The sequence below is a fragment of the Vibrio tarriae genome (assembly GCF_002216685.1).
GTDB classification, from domain to species: Bacteria; Pseudomonadota; Gammaproteobacteria; order Enterobacterales; family Vibrionaceae; genus Vibrio; species Vibrio tarriae.
Genome location: NZ_CP022353.1, coordinates 1,975,749 through 2,000,393, shown reverse-complemented (window position 1 = coordinate 2,000,393; position 24,645 = coordinate 1,975,749). Strand labels below are relative to the sequence as shown.

The following is a 24,645-nucleotide window of genomic DNA, read 5'->3' as shown; positions in this document are numbered from 1 at the left end:
TTTCAATATGTACCATGTTTGATTAAAAATAATCAGGAGAAAATCATGCTCAAACAAGCCTTGTCTGGAATTGTCATCGCTTTAGCAACGGCCTCTCAGACTTATGCTCAAGTCCCGAAAGTGGCCGTAGACATCGCACCGTTACATTCTCTAGTGACACAAGTAATGTACGGTGTGGGTGAACCCGACTTGCTTATTCGTCCAGAAGCATCACCTCATGACTATCATCTACGCCCATCAGAAGCCAAAGCGCTTTCACAGGCAGACGTCGTGTTTTGGGTTGGAGAAGGGCTAACACCTTGGTTAGCAAAACCACTTTCAAGCCTAGCAAGTTCAGCGACTAAGGTTGAAATGATGGAAGTCGAAGGAACCACACTGTATGGCTTCCGAGAAGGTGCAACATTCGAAGCGCATGTACATAGCGAAGAGGGACACGACGAACACAATGAACATGAAGAACATGATCATGGCGCACATCATGATCACCATCATCATGGTGACCATGACCCACACGTCTGGCTAGACCCTAAAAATGCTGAGGTTTGGGTAGAAGCCATCGCCAGTATATTGTCTAACGTTGATGCTGAACATGCGCATGTGTATAAAGACAATGCAAAAGAAACTATCATTCGTTTACAGCAATTGAATGCTGAGATTAAAAAACAGGCCCAGTCACTCAATGGTATCAAGTTTATTGTATTTCACGATGCTTACCAATATTTTGAGCAGCGGTTCCAACTACTAGCATCTGGCGCGATTTCTATTTCTGATGCATCAAAACCGAGTCCGGCACGCATCTCAGAAATTCGTCAAACAGTGAAAGATTTAGGTGTTACATGCGTGTTTACCGAACCTCAATTTAACCCTGAATTGGTTAACACTGTGTTTGAGAAATCTACAGTAACCACAATAGGTACAATGGATCCTATTGGTGCGAACATCGCTCCAGGTAAGGATCAATACCGATCTTTACTGATGGCGATGATAAGTAGCCTTAAGCAATGCCATCGTTGATAGAGCATTCGGAATTCTTTGATACCGCATTATTTTCAACGATAACAATCTCTTCTACTCGAAACAATTACCACCTTCAGGAGAAGGTGGTTTACCCCTCTTACGAAAGCTATTTGTTGAGCACAGAAACTTTTCACTTTATCAGTGTATTCGAGGACAGTGAGCTGCACCAGCAGGGCTGGGCACTTCAATTGAATAAGTATGAATAGGGTAAACAAAATATAAATGAGTAAAAGCTCTAACGCATAAAGGGGCAAAAGCGTGTTTTGGGTTTTAGCAACAAGAGTCAGTACCACTTACACTGACTCGATATTGAGGTAGCGTTACTTGGTCGAGGATTTGCTTGGCTTTAAGCTCGGGGTGTTGCCTGGAGTTTTTTTGTTGTCACGTCGACGTTGATCTGGCTTGCCGGTCGACTTGGCTATTGGTTTTGGCCCTGGTTTCAAACCCATGATTTGATCCTTTTATTTAACGAGGTTATTCCTCGTGTATAATCTTTGGGCAGTGTTGATGGCTTTCAAGATGTGTATGAAAAACAATCTAAAAGTATCCCCAATATTTCTTGCTGGTAACTCATGTTTTGATGCGTTTTAAAATGTACTGCGACAAGTTGGAGGCACAAGATGGATAGAATTACCTCGGGGCCACGGCGGCTTAGTGTTGAAGAGATACAAGAGCTTCGTCGCGATATGCAAGAATCCTCAGCTTGGGGTAAAGCCGAATTAAAACGTCGACGGGCCGCAAAAAATCAAAAAAATTCTGTGCATGGTATAAATGATGGTATCGAGAAAGCTCGCCTTTCTAACTAGCTGTTATTTAGGTTGATTTTCTGCTCGTTGATATTCGAGTGGGAAAATTTCAATAGCATGGATTAATATTCCGGAGAAAGTATATAAAACCTCAGGCATTGCCTGAGGTTTTTTTATTTGCAACAGAATCTGTTGTTTTTGTATTTCCGTTCAAAAACTCACTGTAGCAAGCAGGTGTACGATTTACATCGCTCTGAAATGGCTCGCATTTCTAGCTTATTTCTTTATTTTTTCTATTAAAAAAGTTATCGCTAGGCCTACTCTCAAATGGATTTCCAACTTGAGAGAAGGACTTTCACCTATGTTTAAACTGAAACACACGGCGTGGTGGGTAGCCATTGCTTGCGCATTACCCGCACAAGCGGCAATGAACATTCAACCTGACCCACTCAATCCGGGTGGCTATGTGGTAGCCAAAGCAGATGTTGCTGCGGCCGAGCAAGCAAAAACCGCGAATCCTATGTATGCCATATGGTCCAGTGCATTAGCTACTAGACCGAATACGGTTGTTGATGCGATTGAACCGGGGCTGGCGACAAACCCTGATAACGTGAAACGGGTTGAACGCGTATTTCCTGAGTCTGAGTGGAATTTCCTCACTCACATGGCGGCGCCTGAATATACCTATACCCGTTTTTTGCGTGCGATTGGTAAATTCCCAGCATTTTGTGCTGAATATACCGATGGCCGCAATTCTGACGCGATTTGTAAAAAATCCATCGTGACCGCTTTTGCTCACTTTGCTCAGGAAACTGGTGGACATATCGCGAAAGACAACATTTCTGATAACCCATTAGCTTTGGAAGAATGGCAGCAGGCCTTGGTGCATGTGCGGGAGATGGGCTGGTCTGAAGGACAAACGGGCTATACCACAGGGTGTGGCCAGAATGATTGGCAGAATAAGAAGTGGCCTTGTGCAACGGGTCAGGGATACTTTGGCCGTGGTGCAAAACAGCTTTCTTACCACTTTAACTATGGTGCTTTCTCTGAAGCCATGTTTGATGGTGATGCGACCGTATTACTTAATAACCCCGGTTTAGTGGCGGATTCATGGTTGAACCTTGCCTCTGCAATCTGGTTTTTCTTGACTCCTCAAGCACCGAAACCGGCGATGTTGCACGTGATCGATCGTACTTGGGTTCCTTCACAACGTGAAATTGATGCAGGGATTGGCTACGGTTTCGGTACCACAATCAATATTATTAACGGTGGTATTGAGTGCGGCGAGCAGAACAAAGACAAAGGTCAGCCGGTTAACCGTATTCGTTACTGGGAAGGCTTAGCGGCGCACTATCAAATTCCTATCGAAGCGGATGAGAAGAATACCTGCTGGCAGCAACTGCCTTACGGCAGCCTTAACCTCAATGGTGCGACCGATGTGCTTTACACCAACTGGGATGGTAACTGGAAATATTACCCAGATCGTCCGGGTGGTTACTCGTTTGAGTGTGAGTTGGTCGGTTTCCAAACTGCGTATTCTGCTTTAGTGAAAGGGGATTACGAGAAGTGTGTGACTAACCTGTATGGCTCACATGCGAGCTGGCCCAAAGTTCGTGTAGTGGAAAAACTCGATCCATTACCGACCGATCCAACCGAGCCACCCGTGGGCGGAGCACCTGCGTGGGATGCGAGTAAGGTATACACGGGTGGAGAAAAAGTGAGTTACAAAGGCGCGATTTATCAAGCCAGATGGTGGACACAAGGTAATGCTCCAACTTTAGGTGGTCCTTGGGAACTCGTTTCTGGTGAGTCAACTCCACCAACGGAACCAACACCTCCGCCGACCGAGCCGGTACCGCCAACTGAACCTGTGCCACCAACCGAGCCAACCCCTCCAACTCCGATTCCACCAACAGAACCTTCGGATGCGATTGTGTGGCAGCCAGGAGTAACCAAGGTCGCGAATGGCGATAAAGTGACCTACAACGGCCAATGCTTTATTGCTAAGAACAACCCAGGCGTTTGGGAGTCACCCACTCAGTCTAACTGGTTCTGGGATAAGGCATCCTGCTAACTTATTGTATTGAATATATTTATTGCATCGCTCAATTTAGGTTGGGCGATTTTTTATCCGCATCTGTAACTAGCTGTTTCAACAATCTAAGTTTCCAATAAGATCTTTTTTCTTTTATCTGCCTGTTGATTAAAATCCGCGCGTAATTTTTACAAACATTTTTGAATTCACACTCTGAAGGTAAGTTCACATGTCAACTAAGCTAGCCAACCCAGCACCTCTTGGTCTGATGGGTTTCGGTATGACAACCATTCTGCTTAATATCCATAATGCAGGCTTTTTCCCAATCGACTCAATGATTCTGGCCATGGGTATTTTCTACGGCGGTCTGAGTCAAGTTATCGTCGGCATCATGTGCTTTAAACGTGGTGACACCTTCGGTACAACCGCATTTACTTCTTACGGTCTATTCTGGCTGACGTTGGTTGGCTTGATCGTAATGCCACACATGGGTCTGCCTGCAAGCCCTGCTCCTTTCATGGGGTGGTACTTGGCTCTGTGGGGGATTTTCACTGGCTTCATGTTCATTGGTTCTCTGTGCTACCCAACGGCGAAGCAAGTGGTGTTTGGCTCTCTGACCATCTTGTTTGCTCTGCTGGCTGCTCGTGATTTTACAGGCAGTGAACTGATTGGCACTATCGCGGGTTTTGAAGGCATCTTCTGTGGCGCGAGCGCTATCTACTTCGCTATGGCACAAGTACTCAATAATGAATACGGCCGTGTTGTTCTGCCAATCGGCGAAAAAACGTGTGCAGCCAGTGAAAGCGCAAGAGCTTGCTGCATAAGTTGATATTCTGGGAACGCATAAAGGGTTAGCCATCGGCTAGCCCTTTTTTTTGCTTTGTTACCCGTGAGTCCACGCTACGTTGCTACGTGTTGGGTGAGTGAACAAAGCCGGCTAAAAAGTTAACTCAGTAGCAAGACGTCACAAAGTTGCGGGGCAGGGGAAGGTGAGATCGAGTAAGATCGCTCAAGTGTGATCAGGATAAAAACGGATGAGATAATGCTGCGAGATTACGACCTAAACCTACTGACAGTGTTTGATGCTGTGATGACGCTAGGCTCAGTGAACAGATCGGCAGAAAAGTTGAACATGACTTCCGCTGCGGTTAGCCAAAATTTGACTCGTTTACGTGAACAAGTGGGGGAGCCTCTGTTTGTCCGGCAAGGGCGTGGATTGCAGCCGACTCAGCACGCACTCAATATGCACAAACACATTTCCGAAGGTTTAAGTGCGATTCGTTTTGGCCTTGAAGCGGATGCGAGTTTTGACCCTGCAACTAGCACTCGCGAATTTATCATCGGTGGACAGGCGTATTTTGATTTGGTCGTGTTGCCGCAACTGCTGCAAAAAATCAGCGACATCGCTCCGCATATCACGGTCAATTTAAAATCCTATGAAGATGACCATTTCACTCCCAGTCAGGTGCTGAGTGAGCGAGAAGCCGATCTATTTTTAGCCTTACTTCCCATCAGCCATCCTTCGATTATCACCACTCAGATCACCGAAGAAGCTTTAGTAGTGGTGTACTCCAAAAATCATCCTCGGCTAGGGAACTCCTTAAGCTTTGAGCAGTTTTTTGCTGAAAAACACACGGCATTAACCAGTCGCCGTTTTGGGAACTATTTGTTTTCCAGCTTGGTGGATCAAGCACTGCCAGCGCGTAGAATCCATTATCAAAGTGATTCGATGTTGAACCTTATGGCGACCGCATCGGTGACGGATCTGCTGTGTTTTACGCCTAAGCGTTTGGCCGATATGTGGGCAGAAAAACTGGGGTTATCTATTCAGCCGTTACCGTTTGACATTCGTGCCGTTCCAACGTTTATCTGTTGGCACAAAGCCAAACAACAAGACAAAGGCTTGATCTGGTTGCGTGAGCAAATTGAGGCTGTGCTCTGTTAATAGTTAAGCAATGCTTAACTATTGATTATCGTTTGGCGAATCGTTCTGAAGCAATTTCTCTCATATTCTTGTCCCTGTTCCCTAATGACTCAGAAAGAGAGATATCCAATGAAAACAGTCTGTAAACCTACCTTGTTGGCTGTATTGGTTGCCACCTCAGCACCAGTTTTGGCCCATTCTTTTACTGCAGAAACCAAAGCGCCGAGTGCAACCACACAGGCTTTTGCTGCAGAGCAACGCAGCACGCTGCCATTTGCTGATCAAGAAGATTTCAAACTGGTCGAGAAAGGTTTGATCGCACAGCAAAAAGATCTCCAAATCAAAGATGCCAGCGGCAAGGTGGTTTGGGAACTCGGTAATTACAGCTTCCTATTGGATGGGCGTGACTACGACAGTATTCACCCAAGTTTACAACGCCAAGCTCAACTCAATATGCACCACGGTCTGTATAAAGTAACTGATCGCATTTATCAGGTTCGTGGTTACGATTTGGCGAACATCACCTTTGTGAAAGGGGATACCGGTTGGATTGTGTTTGATCCTCTGACGGTTCCTGCGACATCAAAAGCCGCTCTGGATTTTGTGAATCAAGAGTTGGGTGAGCGTCCGGTGAAAGCCGTAGTTTACAGCCATGCGCATGCTGACCATTTTGGTGGCGTGAAAGGGATTGTGAGCCAAGAGCAAGTGGATCGTGGTGAAGTGCCGATCATCGCGCCAAAAGGTTTCTTAGATCATGCAGTTGCAGAGAACGTATTGGCGGGGAACGCCATGTCGCGTCGTACCACGTACCAATATGGTAACGTGTTGCCGAAAGGTGCCACGGGGCAAGTCGATGCTGCGATTGGTAAAAACGTAGCACAAGGTGAAGTTAGCCTGATTGCACCAACGAAAGTGATCACTGAACAAACGGAAACAGTGGTGATCGATGGTGTGACCATGGAGTTCCAGAACACGCCGGGAACCGAATCGCCAGCGGAAATGAACACCTACTTCCCACAGTTTAAAGCCTTGTGGATGGCAGAAAACACCGTGGGTGGTTTACACAACGTCTACACCTTACGTGGTGCGGAAGTGCGTGATGCGCAAGCATGGAGTAAATACATCAATCAATCGATTCATATGTACGCGAAAAAGGCGGATGTAATGTTCGCTTCACATTCTTGGCCACGTTGGGGCAATGACAACATCAACTATTTCCTACGTAAACAGCGTGATATGTACGGTTACATTAACGATCAGGCGCTGCGTTTGGCTAACCATGGTGTCACCATCAATGAGATTCAGGATGAATTCCATGTTCCTGATGTGCTAGCGAAAGAATGGTATAACCGCGGTTATCACGGTAGCTACCATCGCAATGCCAAAGCGGTGATCAACAAATATCTGGGTTACTTTGATATGAATCCAGCGACCTTGCGCCCGCTATCACCTACCGATGCGGCACCGAAATACGTGGCGGCAATGGGCGGCATGGCCAATGTTCTCAAGCAAGGACAGGCTGCGTTTGATCAAGGTGAGTACCGTTGGTGTGCGGAGATTGTCGATAAAGCCGTGTTTGCAGAGCCGAGCAATAAGCAAGCGCGTTACTTGCAAGCCGACTGCTTAGAGCAATTGGGTTACCAGAGTGAATCTGCTGGTGAGCGTAACACCTATTTGATGGGTGCTTATGAGCTGCGCAATGGTCTACCAACCGTCTCAGCGACGAAAACGGCCAGTGCGGATATGGTGGTGGCGATGGATACCGAACTGTTCCTTGATTACCTCGGCGTACGTCTCAATGGTGATAAAGCTGCGGGAGTGGATTACACCATTAACTTCGTTCTGCCGGACGTGAACGAGAAATTCTTGGTTGAACTGGAAAACGCCCATTTGAATAACTTAAAAGGTATTCAATCGGATAAGCCAGATATGACATTGACGCTGAATCGTTCTGAATTGAATCAGGTGTTGATGGGCAAAACGACCATTCAACAGTTAGCTAAAGAAGGCAAAGCGACGATAGAAGGCAACGCCAAAGCGCTGACCGATATTGCTGGAATGCTAGATAACTTCGAGTTCTGGTTCAATATTATCGAACCGAAAACGAAGTAACCTTCACCTTGAGTTGAAAAATAAAGGGTTAGCGAATGCTAACCCTTTGACTTATTTATGTTGTGTTCACTGCTTTTTCTTATAGTGAGCTAGTTTGCTCTACCCTTTGGGTCTCTTTCACTTCCGCGGTCGGTGCTTTGCCCGTTTTGCGAAGGTATTTTCCTTCCCAGTATGTCGCCCCCTTGATGCCAAGCTTCACTGGGTTGAAGGTAAATTCGGTCACGCCTTGTTTTTGTTGGTCTTCATAATCCTTTAGTGCTGCCATGGTTGGCTTAGACATAAAGAAGATAATGATGATGCCGACGATGTTGAGCCATGCCATCAAGCCGACGCCCACATCACCTAAAGCCCACGCCAAGTTGGCGGTTTTGACCGTACCGTAGAACACGGCGGCCATGAGTACGATTTTGAGCACAAACATCAAGCCATCGACTTTGAAGGTACGGCGGATATAGGCCACGTTAGTTTCGGCGATGTAGTAGTAAGCCAAAATCGTAGTGAAAGCGAAGAAGAACAGCGCAAAGGCCACGAAAGGCTTACCAATGCCGGGTAAGGCACTATCTACGGCAATTTGGGTAAAGGCTGGGCTGCTGGCAATGATGTCCGCTGGCAGGTTTTGCACAAGGAACATGCCTTCACCCGCGCCGTGTACGTTGTAGGCACCCGTGATCAAAATCATGAACGCGGTGGCTGAACAGACCATCAAGGTATCAATGTAGATAGAGAAAGATTGTACTAAACCTTGCTGTGCTGGGTGCTCTACACTGGCTGCCGCTGCCGCGTGTGGACCAGTACCTTGACCTGCTTCGTTAGAGTAAACCCCACGTTTTACCCCCCAACCAATCGCGGCACCTACGCCCGCCATGGGTGAGAATGCATCGCCCACGATCATCGCAACAATGCGTGGCACTTCACCGATATTGAGCAGGATGATCACGAACGCAGTGATGATGTACGCCAGCGCCATAAAAGGCACCACGATCTGGGTAAAGCTTGCGATACGTTTTACGCCACCAAAGATAATGAAGCCAAGTAGGATTGAAATCACCGTACCGGTGAAAATTTTGGCAAAACTAAAGGTGCCGAGTGCGGTTTCAATCATTGGACCTGAGCCAAATGCTGACTCAACGGCGTTGCCGATACTGTTAGATTGCACGCCAGGCAGCAACACCCCACAAGCAAAGATGGTCGCAATGGCGAAGACCCAAGCGTACCATTTTTGACCCATGGCTTTTTCGATGTAGTAAGCGGGGCCACCACGGAATTCACCGTTGTCTTCTTCTTTATAAATTTGCGCCAGTGTGGATTCTGCATAAGCGGTGGCGGCACCAAAAAACGCGACGGTCCACATCCAGAATACCGCACCTGGGCCACCGAAACCGATAGCGGCGGCAACCCCAGCAATGTTACCCGTACCCACACGGCCTGAGAGTGATACGGCGAGCGCTTGGAAAGAGGAGATCCCTTTTGAGGATTCTTTATTATTCAGAAGTAGGCGCCACATTTCGAAGAAGTGACGAACCTGTACGAAACGAGTCAGAATGGAATAAAACAAACCAGCGCCAAGGCAGAGATAAATCAGCGCCGGACTCCAGATGATTCCATTCAGAAAATCAACAAATGACTGCATAAGTAGTTTCCCTGTAGATGAGTTGTTGTGTTTATTGTGTCTGTTGTGTGTTCGATATATTAAACTTTTTGTAACTTAAATGTTAATTTTTTTATCTGGCAAAGAATGGATGCGTGACGCTGAACACAAAAACTGTTTATTCGTTGTACAACGGGCTGAGTATTGGAGGGGGTGTGAATTTTTGGTCAATCTGGTGGGTGATATGTGCTAGATAAAAATTTTATGCTTTGGTTAAGTCGGATAAAAATAAATAAGAAATGACCATAATTTAGTCAGCCTATTGGAGTTTTACACTGTGGGTGGTATGCGGATTGTGAGAGATGGCTCTGCCATGCTCGTGCAGGCAGAGCCAAAAAAGCCGCGTATTTAAGATGCTTTCGGATAACGGAACAGATCTAGCCCCAAACGGCTGAGCGGGCTTTCGCCATGGGTGAGCACATCGGCCAGAATACTGGCGGAGCCGCAAGCCATGGTCCATCCCAGTGTGCCATGCCCAGTATTGGTATAGAGATTGGTATAGGGAGTGGCACCGATGATTGGTGTGCCATCGGGGGTCATGGGGCGAAAACCGGTCCAGAATTGCCCTTTTGCAAAATCGCCGCCGTGCGGAAACAAATCACGCGCGACCATCTCAATCGTCGCTTTACGTGCTTCTGGAATCGCTGGATCAAAACCCGCTAACTCAGCCGTTCCCGCCACGCGGATCCGATCGGAAAATCGAGTCAGCGCAACCTTATAGGTTTCATCCATCACGGTCGACTGTGGCGCAAATTTTTCATCAATAATCGGTAAGGTTAACGAGTATCCTTTTACTGGGTAGACTGGAATTTCAATCCCCAGCGGTTTAAGCAATGAGGTCGAATAACTGCCCAGTGCGACTACATAAGCGTCCGCTTTGAGCAAGCCTAAATCGGTTTGGACACCGATGATCTTTTTGCCTTCATAGACCAGTTGCTGAATGTGGCAGTCAAAATGAAAACGTACACCCTGTTGCTTGGCCAGCTCGGTTAGCTGTTGGCAAAACAAGTAACAATCGCCCGTTTCGTCATCCGGCAGCCATAGGCCGCCCACCAGTTTTTCCTGCACAGGGGCGAGCCCCGGTTCATGAGTCAGACACTGGGCGACATTCAGCAATTCAAAACGTACGCCACTTTGCGCAAGAAGCTGCATGTCTTTTTCAATCGTAGCTAACTGCTTTTCATCACGAAATACCTGCAAAGTGCCGCGTTGGCGACCTTGGTAATCGAGCGAATAGGTTTGATTGAGCGCTTTTAAACACTCGCGGCTATAGTTGGCAATCGCCAACATCCGCGATTTGTTAATTTGGTAGCGCGACAACTGGCAGTTGAGCAGCATCTTGCCCATCCAGCTCAGTAACGCAGGATCAAGCGAGGGTTGGATTTTGAGTGGTGCGTGTTCTTCCAGCATCCATTTCAGTGCTTTTTGCGGAATGCCCGGCGCAGCCCAAGGGGAAGAGTAGCCATAGGAGATTTGCCCTGCGTTCGCAAAGCTGGTTTCTTCGGCGCTACGTGGTTGGCGATCGACGACGGTGACATCATGGCCTGCCTGCGCAAGATACCAAGCGCTGGTTAATCCGACCACACCACTACCTAAAACCAAAACTTCCATCATTGACTCCTCGCTTAATTTTCGGCTCAGTGTCTAAGGTTTACTTTTCATTAACAATCGATAAAATCTATCACCACCCTTTAGTTAAACTAAAAGCAGCGCCATGTTAAAAAGCCCGCAAGTCGCCAGTTTGCATACTTTTATGCTGGTCGCCCAATACCCAAGTTTTAGCTTAGCCGCCGCAGCTTTACACCTTACGACGGGAGCAATCAGCCAACAAATGTTGCAGTTGGAAGCGCTGCTTGGTTTTAGCTTGTTTGAACGGCACTCGCGCGGGGTGCGTTTAACCGAGGCGGGGCGAATCCTGCTGACGACGGTGCAACGTAACTACCAAGATATCGAGCAGACGATCCGCAGTTTAGTGCCATCAACGGAGCGAAAAGAGATCCGGCTGAAACTGACGCCGTCATTTGCGTTTAAGTGGCTAGTTCCGCGGCTAGAAGATTTTTATCGTCGGCATCCGGAGATTCAGATTCAGACGTTTGCTGAAGGCGCGTTGGTGGATAGTGATCGACGTGATTACGATCTGGCGATTGATTATGGTGCGTTACCTTACCCGAGGCGAGAAGCGCAGTTATTGATGGAGGAGTGGTTATTGCCCGTGATGAACGCGAACTATCTCGCTGCCCATTCTTGGTTGCAACAGGATTGGGCAAACGCAGAAAATTGGCAGCAGGTCGTGCTACTGCATGATGCGATGCCGTGGGCGAATGCGGCACGCGACCAAGAGTGGCACTACTGGGCTCATCAGATGGGAATTACCTTGCCTGAGCGGCGTGATCACTACTTCAACCGCACGGATATGGCGATGTCAGCTGCAGAGGCCGGGGTAGGGATTGCAATGGCGCGTACTGCCTTACTTTCAAACGAACTCGATACAGGGCGTTTGGTTACCCCCTTTGCTCCCATTCGAGCCAAGGCTGGCTACTTTTTGATTACTCACCAAGCCACTGACGCGACGCAAGTTTTTTGCCAGTGGCTACAAGCGCAAATTCCCTCCACACTTACCCAAAACGATGTTAACCAACCTTGATTGTGTGCGTGGCGACTCGGAATGGTTCATTTTTTTAAGGGCGAAGTTGTTCGAAGAAATCGACCTTATTGTGCAAATTCACGAGCTGATATTCTGCACTTCTCAGCGCTATGCTGACCACATTATCCATTATCTTGTTAGGAGTGATTATGTTCCATGCCCATGTTTATTTTGATCCAGACCAAGCGATCGTCGCTGAACGTTTTCGCCAACAAATTGCCCGTGAACGCCATGATGTGATCGCTTTATTTGGTTTAGTGCCGCGTCGCGTTGGTCCGCATGTTAAGCCGATGTTTGAACTGCATTTTCGTGATAACCAACACGGCCTACTGGAATGGCTAGAGGAAAATCGTGGTGCGCTGAGCGTACTGATCCATCCGGTATCGGGCGATGATATCTATGATCATCAAGACGATCGCATCCACTGGCTTGGCGAGCCGTTGGGTTTAAATCGTACGATTTTCCGTTACCTCCAATGAGAGAGTTTGTTTGTCAGATTCAAGGGAAGGATTTTCCCCTTCCCAAGTACCGATCACCAAATGAGTTAAGAAATCATCCATTGGCATTGGCCGGGCATAAAAGAAACCCTGCATATAATCCACCCCTCGTGTTGCAAAGTAGTCGACTTGTTCTGCTGTCTCAATGCCTTCGGCAACGGTTTTCATTTTTAAACGATGAGCTAAGTCCAATAAGGTATCCACAATGTGGCTGGAGACGGCATTGGAGCCGATCATCCGTACGAAACTCTGGTCGATTTTGAGTACATCAAACTGAAACTTCTGCAAATAATTCAAGCTTGAATGTCCTGTTCCAAAGTCATCAATGGCGATCCTAACGCCAATTTGGTTCAACTTCGCAAATAGCTTATGTGCTTCTGCAGTATCTTCGATTAACTCCCTCTCTGTTAACTCTAATGCAAGCAAAGAAGGGTTATCGAAGGCACTCAAAAAATTCTGGCAATCTTTGACTAGATTGGAACTTACGCAATGTTTGGCAGAAATATTGAAACTGATATGGAAATCAGACGGAATTTTCGATTGGTACGGAGCCAATTGATCTCGCACTTTAGACATCAATTGAGAAGTCATCGGGACGATGAGTCCAGACTCTTCGGCTAATGGGATAAAAAGATCCGGACGAATCAAACCCGATGTCGGATGATGCCAGCGCATTAACACTTCAGCACTTGCTAAGCGGCCATGGATATCCATGATAGGTTGGATATAAGGCTCAAATTCTTGTGCCTGTATTGCACGACGAATCTCTGGATCGAGAGCATTAATTTGCCCTTGTCTCCAAAAGGTGTAAACGCTGGAACTAAAAGACATCAAGAGCAATAACCATAAACTGGTGTGTTTTGCGTCAATGAAATAGTTCCAGTAGTCCTGCTTGGTGAGAAAAGTACTCAGTGAATATGGATATTTCCGAGATGTTTGCTCAATGGTTGTGGGCACAGAACTATCTGTGATGACGCCTTTATCGTTAAACCAGCGCTCACCTATATGTAGGCTTGTACTGCCGTAGCTTTTGATGAGCGACAAAATATTCCGGATGTAGTAACTACTGACACCAGAAAAAACGGTACCCTCAGGATAGTCGCGGTAAAAAATTAAAGCCGAGTGGTTAGGTGAGAGTCTGTCACCTTGTAGCAATAATAATTCATCATTAAGGCCAATCGGTTCATTGATTGGGCGCACCCCTTTTCCTCCTAGTGAATCGCAGTAAATATGATTGCTTTCACTTAAATGGATGCTACGCACATCAGGCGTAATGGTCACTAAATCGGCCAAGTAGGGTTGAGCATCGTTGCAGGACATTCGCAAGTAGGGCGCTGCACGCTCGGTGGCGATTTCGGCATGTTGTACCAGAGAATCCAGCAGAGTATTCCCAGCTTTTAAACTGTTACGAATATCATTTTTGAGGTCATGGCTAGTTTGCCAAGTGATCAGTAGTAAACCAATCATTAAAGGTAATACAAAGGCCCCAAAGGAGTGAATGCTACGTCTAATGAAGGTTTTATCGAAAAAATCCTGCATGTTAGGACTCGCTTATTTATTCGGTTTGCGCTGTTCCTTGGCAGTGAGATAGGCTTTGTTTTCAAAATTTATTGTTACTTATGTCTAGGTTTTATTCAATTTATTGCATTTTGTTTTGACAGAAAATTAACCGACCAATTATCGGTATATAACGGTTAAAACAAGATGCCAAGGGCATGAAAACAAGATAACCACATAAAAACCAATAAGATTTTTTCCGCTACGGCGAATTTTGAATCGCTTCATGCTTAGACAAGCCAAAATCCATTGTAATAGAGCGACTCAATAGCCACAGTGGTGATGCGATGTTAGTAAGAAAGGTTTCTAAAGATTTAGCTTCCGCCGAAGCGCGCCAAAATTGGTTGGCGTATTGGCAACATTTTAGCCGTGATAGCCAGGCATTTTGTGCTGAGATTAACTGCTTAATTCCATCTTCTCAGGCGATGTTGGTGAAACGTGATAAGGATGAAGAAGGAGTATTTGTGATTCCACTTTGTCAGTGCCATAGCAACAACTTAGAAGGAATTTTGGAAATAGGGGATACGACCGAAGTGATCCCCTTCCATTACACCTTATAGCTCATGCCATATAAATCCGGCATAGTGGCGGGTAGGTTAGCGCTTTTGGTAAAGCCGCTCAGGACGACCTACCCGACCATGTTGAATACAGGCCTCCAGAAAACCGCTGGCCACACAGTATTCTAGATAACGTCTAGCCGTGGTTTTGCTAATTCCAATCGCTTGTCCTAACAATTCTGCGGTATAGGCGGCTTGCGGTTCATGGTGATAAATCTCTTGGATTTTAATCAAAGTCAGCTCATCAATGCCTTTGGGTAATCCATCGAGTTGCTCGGTTTTGGCTTGAAAATTAAACAGCTCATCGACGTGTCGCTGATTGACGCTGTCATTGGCGCGCAAAGAACTGGTATATTTCAGATAACGTTCGAGAGAGTTTTGTACTCGATCATAAGCAATCGGTTTTAACAGATAATCAAATACCCCGCAGCGTACCGCTTCGCGTACTGTCTCCATATCGGAAGCGGCGGTGATAAAAATCACATCTGGCGCTTGAGGTTGGTGAGTCAGCTCCTTTAAAAGCTCAATGCCTCGTCCATCGGGCAGGTAGTTATCCAAGAAGATCAGTTTCGGCTTAAGAATGCGCACCATATTGCGTGCTTCGCTAATATTTTGCGCAACGCCCACAGGACGAAAGCGAGCCGTCTGCTTGAGATAAAAACTATGTACGTCGGCAATGCTTGTTTCATCCTCTACGATTAGTACGTCGATTAATTCCATCATAATCAAACTCTTATTATGCCCTTTCTGCAAGTGGCGGAAGGTTTTCCGCCGCAAGCGTTTGGGGGCGATTGGGAATAAAAATAGAAAAAATAGTCCCTTTAGGCTCTGCACTGTCGATAAGTATCGATCCATGAGCCTGAGTGACAAATTGGTGAACAAGGTAAAGTCCGATACCGTGTCCTTCTTGGTTCTTGCTACTCACTCCCTTGAGAAACAAAGTTTGGGCGATGTCGGCCGAGATGCCGTTGCCGTTGTCCGCCACTTCAATCACCAGCTCCTCACCGTTATCGGTCAGTAGCAGGGAAATGATCTTATTGCTGTCTGGATTTTTAAGCGTGGCTTCAAACGCGTTATCCAGCAGATTACCGAGTACCGCCGCGAGTTCATCTGATGTCATGCACTGTGGTTCTTGATGCAGATGCGACATAGGGTCGAACTCTAAACAAAGCCCGAGTTCTCTGGCGCGGCAGTATTTACCCAGCAGTAAACCGGCGATCACTTTGGGATGAAACGTCTGCGCGATGAAATCAATCAATTGCTGCTGCTCTGCGGTTTCACGGCGAATGGTTTTGACTGCTTCATCGTACGCACCAATTTGAATTAAGCCGCCGATGGTGGAGAGGCGGTTGGCAAACTCGTGACTCATCACGCGCAGGTTATCGTTATGCTGGCGGATCTGGGTGAGCTGCGAGGTCAATGTATTGAAATCGTTGCGGCGGCGAAAGCTCACCACCCAACCAATTTGTTGTTGCCCTGAATTAATCGGCACGCGGTTTGCCACCAAGGTTTCACCATTGCAACTGATCAGTTCATCCTGCTGGTTAGCACTGTTTTGTTGTGCCAATTTTCCAAACGGGCTCGCGCCCATAAAAAAGCAAGTCGGAGTAATGAACTCTTGAACATTACGGCCAATCAAATGATTCGGTTGGTGGGCAATACCTAAAATATTCAGTGCCTTAGCATTTACGGAAAGGATTTCCCCTTTCAAACTAATCGCCACGATACCTTCATACACACTTTGTAAAATCGATTGTTGTAGGTTGAGGTTCATGGCGATCTCTTCCGGCTCCATATTGAACATCTGTTGTTTGATATGACGGGTAAACACCCATGCACCTAAGGCCGAGAGCAGCATTAAAATCAACAGGGTCAAAATGACCGGATAAGAATAAAACATCAACCAACTGCTGATGTTATCCAGCAGATAGCCGACGGAAACGACACCAAGAATTTCTCCTGAGGGGGCAACAATCGCGGCTTTACCACGAATAGCCCAACCTAAGCTGCCTTTTTGAGTGGAGGTGTAGTGTTTGCCCTCCTTCAATGCACGGATGTTATCGCCCCCTCGCATTGGTTGTCCGACTTTACGAACATCTGGGTGCGTAATACGAATACCTTGAGAATCGCCAACCACAATAAAATCGGCATCTGAAATGCGCTGTAGCCGATTAATCTTGTGCTGTACTTCGCTAAAGCGATTTTCTTGGATAAGTGCGATGATGCTGGGGTCGGTTGCAATTTCACGTGCTTGAATTAATGCCTTGGTGCTGATCTGATCTTCTAAAGTCTCACTTAATGTTTGATGAAAAAAACCGGCAACCAGCGAAAGCTGGATCACCACCATAGCCACCAAGAGTGCGCAGACCCTTTGTTGAAACGAAAGTGTCTGGCAGACCTTGGTGTGTAAAAATTGCGTGATGGATATGTTCATGCCGGTGAGTCTATCCCTGCTATAAATGAGGCTTATTGATTGGGGTCTAATAAACCCCAACCAATTATGTTTACCCCATCACATATTTGATCATAACCCCAGCGGCGACCGCTGAACCAATCACCCCTGCGACGTTAGGCCCCATGGCATGCATCAGCAAAAAGTTCTGCGCGTTGGCTTCAAGCCCGACCTTGTTGGAGACTCGCGCTGCCATCGGTACGGCCGAAACCCCAGCCGAACCAATCAACGGATTGAGTTTGGTGGTGGTGAAACGGTTCATCAGTTTCGCCATCAAAACCCCAGCCGCCGTGCCCACACAAAACGCTACAATACCGAGCACTAAAATGCCGATGGTTTGTGGTTGCAGGAACTTATCTGCCATCAGCTTAGAACCGACGGATAAGCCAAGGAAAATGGTCACTATGTTGATCAGTGCATTTTGCGCAGTGTCGGATAAACGTTCCACCACACCACATTCACGCATCAAGTTACCAAAGCAGAACATACCCAGTAGTGGCGTTGCCGAAGGCAGCAAGAAGGCAATCAAAATCAGCAGTAGAAGTGGAAAGCCGATTTTTTCCAGCTTGTGTACCTGACGCAGCTGCTGCATCTGAATTTTGCGCTCTTCTTGCGTGGTCAGCGCACGCATGATCGGCGGCTGAATCATCGGCACTAACGCCATGTAGGAGTAAGCGGCGACGGCAATCGCTCCCAATAATTCTGGTGCGAGCATACTCGATACGTAAATCGCAGTTGGACCATCAGCGCCACCTATGATGCCAATTGCGGCGGCTTGCGCCACGCTAAAATCCATCACCCCTAAACTGCTTAATGCCAATGCGCCCAATACGGTAGTGAAAATACCAAACTGAGCCGCCGCACCGAGCAGCAGGGTTTTAGGGTTAGCGAGCAGAGGACCAAAGTCGGTCATCGCCCCCACACCCATAAAGATGATTAATGGGCCAGCGCCAGAAGCAATCGCAATGCTGTAAAACAGATAGAGCATGCCATCGCTGTATTGGTACTGTTCGGCGAGCAAATGCAAGGTGGTCATCTGCAGTGGTGTTGCGCTACTCAAGGCTTGCTTGATGTCTGCTGGCATGTACGAGCTGAGTTGCAGCACTTCTGAAAAGGCTGCCATCACTTCTGGTTTGGCCGCATACACGGCATTCTCCACAGCTGACATGGCAAGCCCGGCATCGGGAAGATTCGAGAGGATTCCCCCAAAACCGATAGGTACCAGCAACAATGGCTCAAAGCGTTTGACGATGGCGAGATAGAGCAGCACTAACCCAACAAGGATCATGATGCCCTGTCCCCATTGAAGGTGGAACAGGCCAAAATCACGCACCATGGCTAAAATATTTTCCATACTTTCTGCCTCTGATTACGCCAGTACCAACAAGGCATCGCCGACTTGCACCGCATCGCCTTCATTGACTTCGATGGCACTGATCACTCCGGCACGTGGTGCGCGGATTTCGGTTTCCATCTTCATTGCTTCTAAGATCAGCAAGACATCGCCTTCGGCCACTTCATCGCCCGCTGCAGCATGAATTTTCCAGATGTTGCCAGAGAGCGGTGCCGCGAGATTTTCACCTTCTGCTGCACTCGGTGCTGGTGCGTGGCTAGCCTGCGCTGCTTGCGCGACATGCGTCAGGTCGCCGCCTTCATCTACCTTAACTACATAGCTTTGGTTGTTGACGGTAATGGTGTAGACGCCGTTGCTTTCCACAGGCTGTACTTTGCTTTTTTCTGTTGGCGTTTTAGTTGTGCTGGCTGGACTTGTCGCTTGTGGCGCAGGTTCAAATGCATCAGGGTTATGACGATTCGCGAGGAATTTCCAACCCACTTGATCAAACAGCGCAATCGTTAGTACATCATCAATCGCATTGTCGGCGAGTGTGATGTGTTGCTCTTTGGCTTTCTGCAACACACTCTCTTGCAAAGTGGGCATTTCTGCAGCAATCAAATCAGCAGGGCGGCAAGTTATGGCTTCTGCGCCCGCAAGCACGCGAGCTTGTAGTTCTGTGTTAACCGGTGCTGGCGTTTTGCCGTATTCGCCTTTCAGTACTCCGCTGGTTTCTTTAGTGATGGTTTTGTAACGCTCGCCCATCACCACGTTGATCACCGCTTGTGTACCCACGATTTGTGAGGTTGGGGTCACCAAAGGCAAGAAGCCGAGTTCTTCACGTACGCGTGGGATCTCTTCGAGCACTAAATCGAGTTTATCCAGCGCGTTTTGTTGCTTGAGCTGGCTTTCCATATTGGTCAGCATGCCCCCAGGGACTTGTGCTACCAAAATGCGCGCATCACTGCCTTTCATCATGCCTTCAAAGGCGTGGTATTTTTTGCGTACATCACGGAAATAATCCGCAATCTGTTCGAGCTTAGCGATATCCAATCCGGTGTCGTAGCCAGTGCCTTGTAAGGTGGCGACCAGTGATTCGGTCGCAGGATGACCATAAGTGCCACTCATGCTGGAAATCGCGGTATCAACCCGATCCACGCCCGCTTCAATCGCTTTAAGTAAAGTCATATCAGCAAGGCCGGCGGTGGAGTGGCAGTGCAGATGCAGCTCGACATCCACTTGTTTTTTCAGGGTAGAAACTAATTCTTCAGCGGCATACGGGGTCAAAATGCCAGCCATATCTTTCAGGGCAATCGAGTCGACACCCAGCTCCGCCAGTTGCTGCGCCACATCGACCCAAGTTTGTAAGTTGTGTACAGGGCTGGTGGTGTAGCAGAGCGTGCCTTGCGCATGTGCGCCCATCTTTTTCACCGCTTGCAGCGCTTGTTGCATGTTACGCACATCGTTCATCGCATCGAACACGCGAAATACATCCATGCCGTTTTTCACCGCACGCTCAACAAAGGTGTCCACCACATCATCCGCATAGTGACGATAGCCAAGCAGGTTTTGCCCACGCAGCAGCATTTGCAGAGGTGTATTGGGCATAGCTTGTTTGAGCAAGCGTAGGCGTTGCCATGGGTCTTCGCCTAAAAAGCGGATACAGCTGTCAAAGGTCGCGCCTCCCCAACATTCCAAAGACCAATAGCCGATTTGATCTAACTGCTGCGCAATCGGCAACATGTCGTCAATCCGTAAACGGGTGGCAAAAAGAGATTGGTGAGCATCGCGCAATACGACATCCGTAACACCAACGCGTTTGATCGCCTGAGTCATCTGTAGTTTCTCCTTCACTTAAGATAGTTTTTGTTGTGTTTTATGGTGATGGACGGCGGCAGTGAGCACCGCGAGCAATTCACCTGGGTTTTTGTCTAGGTTTGGTTTGGCCTTGTTGGCCGAGGCTTTTTTGTTGGTGGTTTTGGCTGGCACTTCAGGCGGGGCAAAACGCACAATCAAATGCGACATCGAACGGGTGGCATACACCAAGAAAATCAGAAAGATGAACACAAAGCCCATCCCCAGCGTCAGTAAATTAATCCCTTCGAGGAACAGTGAGGTTGATTGCATGGTCACTTCCAGTGGTAAAAACAGGGTTGAAAACGGAGATAAAAAAAGAGGCGCGCTAAGCGCGCCAAATAATCCCAAGGAGCAGGGGGGTTAAACAAACATACCGAACACCACGCTGGCGATAACGAGCACAATGCCACCACCCAGACGTGAAGAGATTTGTGCGTAAGAGAGCAAGCTCATACGGTTAGAAGCTGCAAGCACTTCAAGGTCACCTGAACCACCGCGGTTCGCCATACATAGGCCTGCAGTGATAGAAGCTTCAACAGGGTAGAAGCCCATTGCCCAGCCACCTAATGCCGCACCGACAATCGCACCAAGTACAATCACACTAGCAATGATCACGTTAGCAAAAGTGAGTGCGTTGATGATTTCAGCCAGATCGGTGTAAGCAATACCAACGCCGACCATCAATAGCCACAGCATCTGTTTTGAGAAGAAATTCGACAGACGTTTCGCACCTTCTTTGATTTCATCACTGCACAAACCCGCCGCGTTAAGGATGGCGATGATCACCACCATGTAAGCAAAGGTGTGGATTTGGATGGTGCCAAAACCAGGCAGAATCTCTTTCGATAGCGCATAAGAGAAGGTGTACACACAGGCTGCCAACATCAAGCCGATAGCAATTTCACGGTGAGTGACGTTGAGGGTTTTCGCTTCTTCGCTCACATCCAGCTTGGTGCGACGTACCAGCTCACCATTACCAGTCAGTGAAGGCATTTTTTCGCCGATGATATTGATCACCGCTGCGGCGACGATGGCGACAATGTTGGCAATGGTCAGAATCGCGATTGCAACCGAGTAGTACTGCTCTTTAGATCCACCCGTGACCGATTCATAAATTTCGGAAAGAGGGATAGCGCCCGCACCATTACCACCACCCATAATCGGTAGCACGTACAGCATCATGATGCGATCCGGAGAGATTCCAAATACTAGGCCGATAGCGATACCAAACATTGCTGCACCAGCAACCGCGGCGAGAATGGTTGGAATGTAGCCAGCCAGAGAACGGATCAGCAGTTTACGGTTGACCGCCAGAATAGAACCAGTGATCAGCACTGCGATGAACAGATCCAAGAACTTGCTCTTATCCATCACTTCGGTCACGGTTTTGATTTCTCGGTCACTGAGCCAGCCCATATGGACGAACCAAGCGGCAACCAAGAAAATCATTACCGGCGCACCGCCGATGTATTTATTAAAAATCGGTAGACGTTTGCCGACTTCGCCAAATATCGCGCCGATGACAAACATAAAAGCAAAACCACCAACCAGACCGCTAGGTAAAGTGTCAGTAAAATGAGCGGCTAATACAGTGACCAGTAAAAATAAAAATAAAGGGAGTGGGGTGCCAAATATTTTGGTTTGGCTTAGATTAAATCCACCTACTGTTGCGGACTTTTTATCTAAATGTAGAGTTTTCTCGTTCATAATTCCATGTCCAATGAGGTTATTAAGACGTTTACTACATTAAATAAAATATCCATTAATAATTGTGAAAATAGTCATTCAAACCAGTGGCTTTTAAAATCTCAATGGTTTTTATGATTTAAATTTAAAATGGTGTATAAAATCAATGAGATAGGAATTAAATTCATTAAAACCATAAAGAGCGTTAACGGCGGGAAATAAAGTGATTGCCTTCATTAAACCTTTTCGTCTGAATTTAGATAATAAAGCCAGAAAAAATAGGTGAGGAAGCCGACCATGGTGGATATTTATACCTTCTCGCGAGTTTCAACCAAGAATAAAACCAAGCTATTGCAGATTAAAGAGTTCCTTTGCCAACATCAGCTCACGGTAGATGAGGATGTCGAACATTTTGTAGTGGCTTATGGCACAAGCCAAATCATCGCTTGCGGTGGAATTGCTGGGCATGTGTTGAAATCCATTGCGGTTTCTCCTGCGCTGCAAGGTACTGGTTTTGCGCTCAAACTGATGACGGAATTAACTAACTTCGCTTATGAAATGGGGCGATTTTCATTATTTCTGTTTACTAAACCAGAAAATATTGATTTATTCAGACAGTGTGGTTTCTTCTTGGTTGATAAAGTAGAACCTCATATTGCTTTATTAGAAAATAGCCCAAACCGCCTTTCAGTTTATTGCAAGCAGTTGCAGTTATTAAAAATGTCTGGCCGTAAGATTGGCAGCATTGTGATGAATGCGAATCCATTTACTTTAGGTCATCAATATTTAATTGAACAAGCCTGTGAGCAATGTGATTGGGTGCATTTATTTGTCGTGAAAGCAGAGAATAAAGATTTTTCTTACGCTGATCGCATGGCCATGATTAAGGCGGGTAGTAAGCATTTATTGAATTTAACTATTCATTCTGGCTCAGATTATATTATTTCACGCGCGACCTTCCCCAGTTATTTTATTAAAGATCAGCAAGTCGTGAATCAATCACATACAGCGCTGGATTTAAGTATATTCCGCCATTCAATCGCGCCAGCCCTTGGTATTACTCATCGTTTTGTTGGCAGTGAGCCGATTTGTACGGTGACGCGTCACTACAACCAAGCGATGCGCCGCTGGTTGGAAGAAGAGCACGATTTAAGTGCCCCGATCACCGTGGTGGAAATTGAGCGTAGTCAGCAAGCTTCGCAGCCGATTTCAGCATCGCGCGTGCGTTACTTGCTCAAACAATTTGGCGTTGCCGCGATTGCGGATCTCGTGCCGAAAACGACCTATTCCTACCTTTGTCAGCACTATGTGGAACATTCGCTACAGGCAGCTCCACAACTGTTAGCAGTATGAGCACAGTGTTGACATTGTTTTATCCAATAACTCATTAACAAGGTTGTACCCATGAAAATTGCCCATCCCGCCTTTGCGGGAACACTGGAATCCAGTGATCTTCAGGTTCGGATTGAACCCAATAACGATGGCGGTATTGAACTGGTGTTAGACAGTACCGTAGAGCAGCAATTTGGTCATGCGATTCGTCAGGTCGTACTGCACACCCTCGAAGCGATGGAGGTGCACGATGCTCTGGTCACCATCGAAGACAAAGGCGCGCTGGATTGTGTGATCCGCGCGCGCGTACAGGCCGCAGTGATGCGCGCTTGTGATGTTCAGAACATTGAATGGAGCCAGCTATCATGACCAAACTTCGTCGCAGTATGTTATTTGTGCCGGGCGCGAATGCCGCCATGCTCAGCAATACCTTTATTTATCAACCGGATTCGATCATGTTCGATCTGGAAGACTCGGTCGCGCTGCGTGAAAAAGACACCGCGCGGATGTTGGTGTTCCATGCGCTTCAACACCCTATGTATCAAGAGATAGAAACCGTGGTGCGGGTCAATCCGCTCGATTCTGAATTCGGTATCAAAGATCTCAATGCCGTGGTGCGCGGCGGAGCCAAAGTGGTACGTCTGCCGAAAACCGATAACGCGAACGATGTGATTGAGATGGAAAAAGTCATCGAACAGATCGAACGTGAATGCGGACGTGAAGTGGGCAGCACGCGCATGCTGGCCGCGATTGAAACCGCGCAAGGCATTAACAATGCGGTCGAGATTGCTTTTAGCTCACGCCGCCTGATTGGGATTGCGCTCGGTGCGGAAGACTATGTGCGTGATTTACGTACGCAGCGTTCAGCGGAAGGGATTGAGCTGCTGTTTGCGCGCTGCTCGATTTTGCAAGCGGCGCGTGCAGCAGGGATCATGGCGTTTGATACCGTGTATTCCGATGCCAATAACGAAGAGGGATTCCTGCGTGAAGCGGAGCACATCAAGCAGCTTGGTTTTGATGGCAAGTCACTGATTAACCCGCGCCAGATTGACCTGCTGCACAACGTGTTTGCCCCAACGCAAAAAGAGGTCGATCACGCCATCGCGGTGATTGAAGCGGCAGAAGAAGCGGCTGCGAAAGGGCTGGGCGTGGTTTCTCTCAACGGCAAAATGGTCGATGGACCCATCATCGAACGCGCACGTTGGACACTGCAACGTGCTGAATCCGGCATCAAACACTAAAGGTCAT

The 24,645-nt window shown here is 47.4% G+C and carries 21 protein-coding genes; 12 read left to right on the top strand and 9 right to left on the bottom strand.

The features are described 5' to 3' along the window. The first annotated feature begins 45 nt into the window (after positions 1-45). From CEQ48_RS14860 to CEQ48_RS14835, 6 genes are all read left to right on the top strand, one after another. Positions 46-1,014 carry a zinc ABC transporter substrate-binding protein gene (locus CEQ48_RS14860; protein WP_089071785.1) on the top strand — a complete coding sequence of 323 codons (969 nt, stop codon included), beginning with the start codon at positions 46-48 and terminating at the stop codon, positions 1,012-1,014. A 623-nt stretch (positions 1,015-1,637) separates the two neighbouring features. Continuing rightward, the gene (locus tag CEQ48_RS14855) at positions 1,638-1,823 is read left to right on the top strand and encodes a hypothetical protein (RefSeq protein ID WP_089071784.1); all 186 of its coding nucleotides are present in this window, start codon (positions 1,638-1,640) and stop codon (positions 1,821-1,823) included. Between the two features lie 301 nt (positions 1,824-2,124). After that, positions 2,125-3,837: a chitinase gene (locus CEQ48_RS14850; protein ID WP_157724696.1), complete on the top strand. Its 1,713-nt coding sequence runs from the start codon at positions 2,125-2,127 to the stop codon at positions 3,835-3,837. 190 nt (positions 3,838-4,027) lie between these two features. After that, entirely contained in the window at positions 4,028-4,627 is a 600-nt protein-coding gene (locus CEQ48_RS14845) for an acetate uptake transporter (RefSeq protein ID WP_089071782.1), read from the top strand. Between the two features lie 213 nt (positions 4,628-4,840). Then, complete coding sequence (locus tag CEQ48_RS14840) at positions 4,841-5,743, top strand: LysR family transcriptional regulator (protein ID WP_089071781.1); 903 nt, start codon at positions 4,841-4,843, stop codon at positions 5,741-5,743. Between the two features lie 108 nt (positions 5,744-5,851). Continuing rightward, entirely contained in the window at positions 5,852-7,834 is a 1,983-nt protein-coding gene (locus CEQ48_RS14835; RefSeq protein ID WP_089071780.1) for an alkyl/aryl-sulfatase, read from the top strand. 79 nt (positions 7,835-7,913) lie between these two features. Here the strand turns inward: CEQ48_RS14835 and CEQ48_RS14830 are convergent, their stop codons facing one another. Next, the gene (locus CEQ48_RS14830) at positions 7,914-9,464 is read right to left on the bottom strand and encodes an alanine/glycine:cation symporter family protein (RefSeq protein ID WP_089071779.1); all 1,551 of its coding nucleotides are present in this window, start codon (positions 9,462-9,464) and stop codon (positions 7,914-7,916) included. 366 nt (positions 9,465-9,830) lie between these two features. Then, complete coding sequence (locus CEQ48_RS14825; protein WP_198301302.1) at positions 9,831-11,093, bottom strand: D-amino acid dehydrogenase; 1,263 nt, start codon at positions 11,091-11,093, stop codon at positions 9,831-9,833. Between the two features lie 103 nt (positions 11,094-11,196). On the opposite strand from CEQ48_RS14825, the gene CEQ48_RS14820 reads away from it, so the two are divergent. After that, positions 11,197-12,126: a LysR substrate-binding domain-containing protein gene (locus CEQ48_RS14820; RefSeq protein ID WP_089071777.1), complete on the top strand. Its 930-nt coding sequence runs from the start codon at positions 11,197-11,199 to the stop codon at positions 12,124-12,126. Between the two features lie 149 nt (positions 12,127-12,275). After that, complete coding sequence (locus CEQ48_RS14815) at positions 12,276-12,605, top strand: DOPA 4,5-dioxygenase family protein (protein WP_089071776.1); 330 nt, start codon at positions 12,276-12,278, stop codon at positions 12,603-12,605. Here the strand turns inward: CEQ48_RS14815 and CEQ48_RS14810 are convergent. Then, positions 12,573-14,162, bottom strand: coding sequence for an EAL domain-containing protein (locus tag CEQ48_RS14810; RefSeq protein WP_089071775.1), 1,590 nt, complete (start codon positions 14,160-14,162; stop codon positions 12,573-12,575). The genes CEQ48_RS14815 and CEQ48_RS14810 overlap by 33 nt on opposite strands. Positions 14,163-14,467: 305 nt before the next feature. Here CEQ48_RS14810 and CEQ48_RS14805 point away from each other — a divergent pair, with 305 nt between their 5' ends. Next, entirely contained in the window at positions 14,468-14,740 is a 273-nt protein-coding gene (locus tag CEQ48_RS14805) for a hypothetical protein (RefSeq protein WP_089071774.1), read from the top strand. Positions 14,741-14,776: 36 nt separating this feature from the next. Here the strand turns inward: CEQ48_RS14805 and CEQ48_RS14800 are convergent, their stop codons facing one another. The 6 genes from CEQ48_RS14800 to citS form a co-directional block, all read right to left on the bottom strand. Beyond that, positions 14,777-15,460, bottom strand: coding sequence for a response regulator (locus CEQ48_RS14800; RefSeq protein ID WP_089071773.1), 684 nt, complete (start codon positions 15,458-15,460; stop codon positions 14,777-14,779). A 13-nt stretch (positions 15,461-15,473) separates the two neighbouring features. After that, positions 15,474-17,171 carry an ATP-binding protein gene (locus tag CEQ48_RS14795; protein ID WP_089071772.1) on the bottom strand — a complete coding sequence of 566 codons (1,698 nt, stop codon included), beginning with the start codon at positions 17,169-17,171 and terminating at the stop codon, positions 15,474-15,476. Between the two features lie 70 nt (positions 17,172-17,241). After that, the gene (locus CEQ48_RS14790; RefSeq protein WP_089071771.1) at positions 17,242-18,543 is read right to left on the bottom strand and encodes a sodium ion-translocating decarboxylase subunit beta; all 1,302 of its coding nucleotides are present in this window, start codon (positions 18,541-18,543) and stop codon (positions 17,242-17,244) included. Between the two features lie 15 nt (positions 18,544-18,558). Further along, positions 18,559-20,358: a sodium-extruding oxaloacetate decarboxylase subunit alpha gene (gene oadA, locus CEQ48_RS14785; protein ID WP_089071770.1), complete on the bottom strand. Its 1,800-nt coding sequence runs from the start codon at positions 20,356-20,358 to the stop codon at positions 18,559-18,561. Between the two features lie 18 nt (positions 20,359-20,376). Beyond that, a complete protein-coding gene (locus tag CEQ48_RS14780; protein ID WP_032470114.1) occupies positions 20,377-20,649 on the bottom strand; it encodes an OadG family protein in 273 nt (90 codons plus the stop codon). 90 nt (positions 20,650-20,739) lie between these two features. Then, on the bottom strand, positions 20,740-22,086 hold the full coding sequence (gene citS, locus CEQ48_RS14775; RefSeq protein ID WP_089071769.1) for a citrate/sodium symporter CitS: 1,347 nt from the start codon (positions 22,084-22,086) through the stop codon (positions 20,740-20,742). 276 nt (positions 22,087-22,362) lie between these two features. Here citS and citC point away from each other — a divergent pair, with 276 nt between their 5' ends. The 3 genes from citC to citE are packed head-to-tail and all read left to right on the top strand — an operon-like array spanning position 22,363 to position 24,638. After that, entirely contained in the window at positions 22,363-23,418 is a 1,056-nt protein-coding gene (gene citC, locus CEQ48_RS14770) for a [citrate (pro-3S)-lyase] ligase (protein ID WP_181710968.1), read from the top strand. A gap of 51 nt (positions 23,419-23,469) precedes the next feature. Next, a complete protein-coding gene (citD, locus tag CEQ48_RS14765) occupies positions 23,470-23,766 on the top strand; it encodes a citrate lyase acyl carrier protein (protein WP_089071767.1) in 297 nt (98 codons plus the stop codon). Next, entirely contained in the window at positions 23,763-24,638 is an 876-nt protein-coding gene (gene citE, locus CEQ48_RS14760) for a citrate (pro-3S)-lyase subunit beta (protein WP_000164132.1), read from the top strand. Before citD ends, citE begins: the two co-directional genes overlap by 4 nt. Positions 24,639-24,645 lie beyond the last annotated feature (7 nt).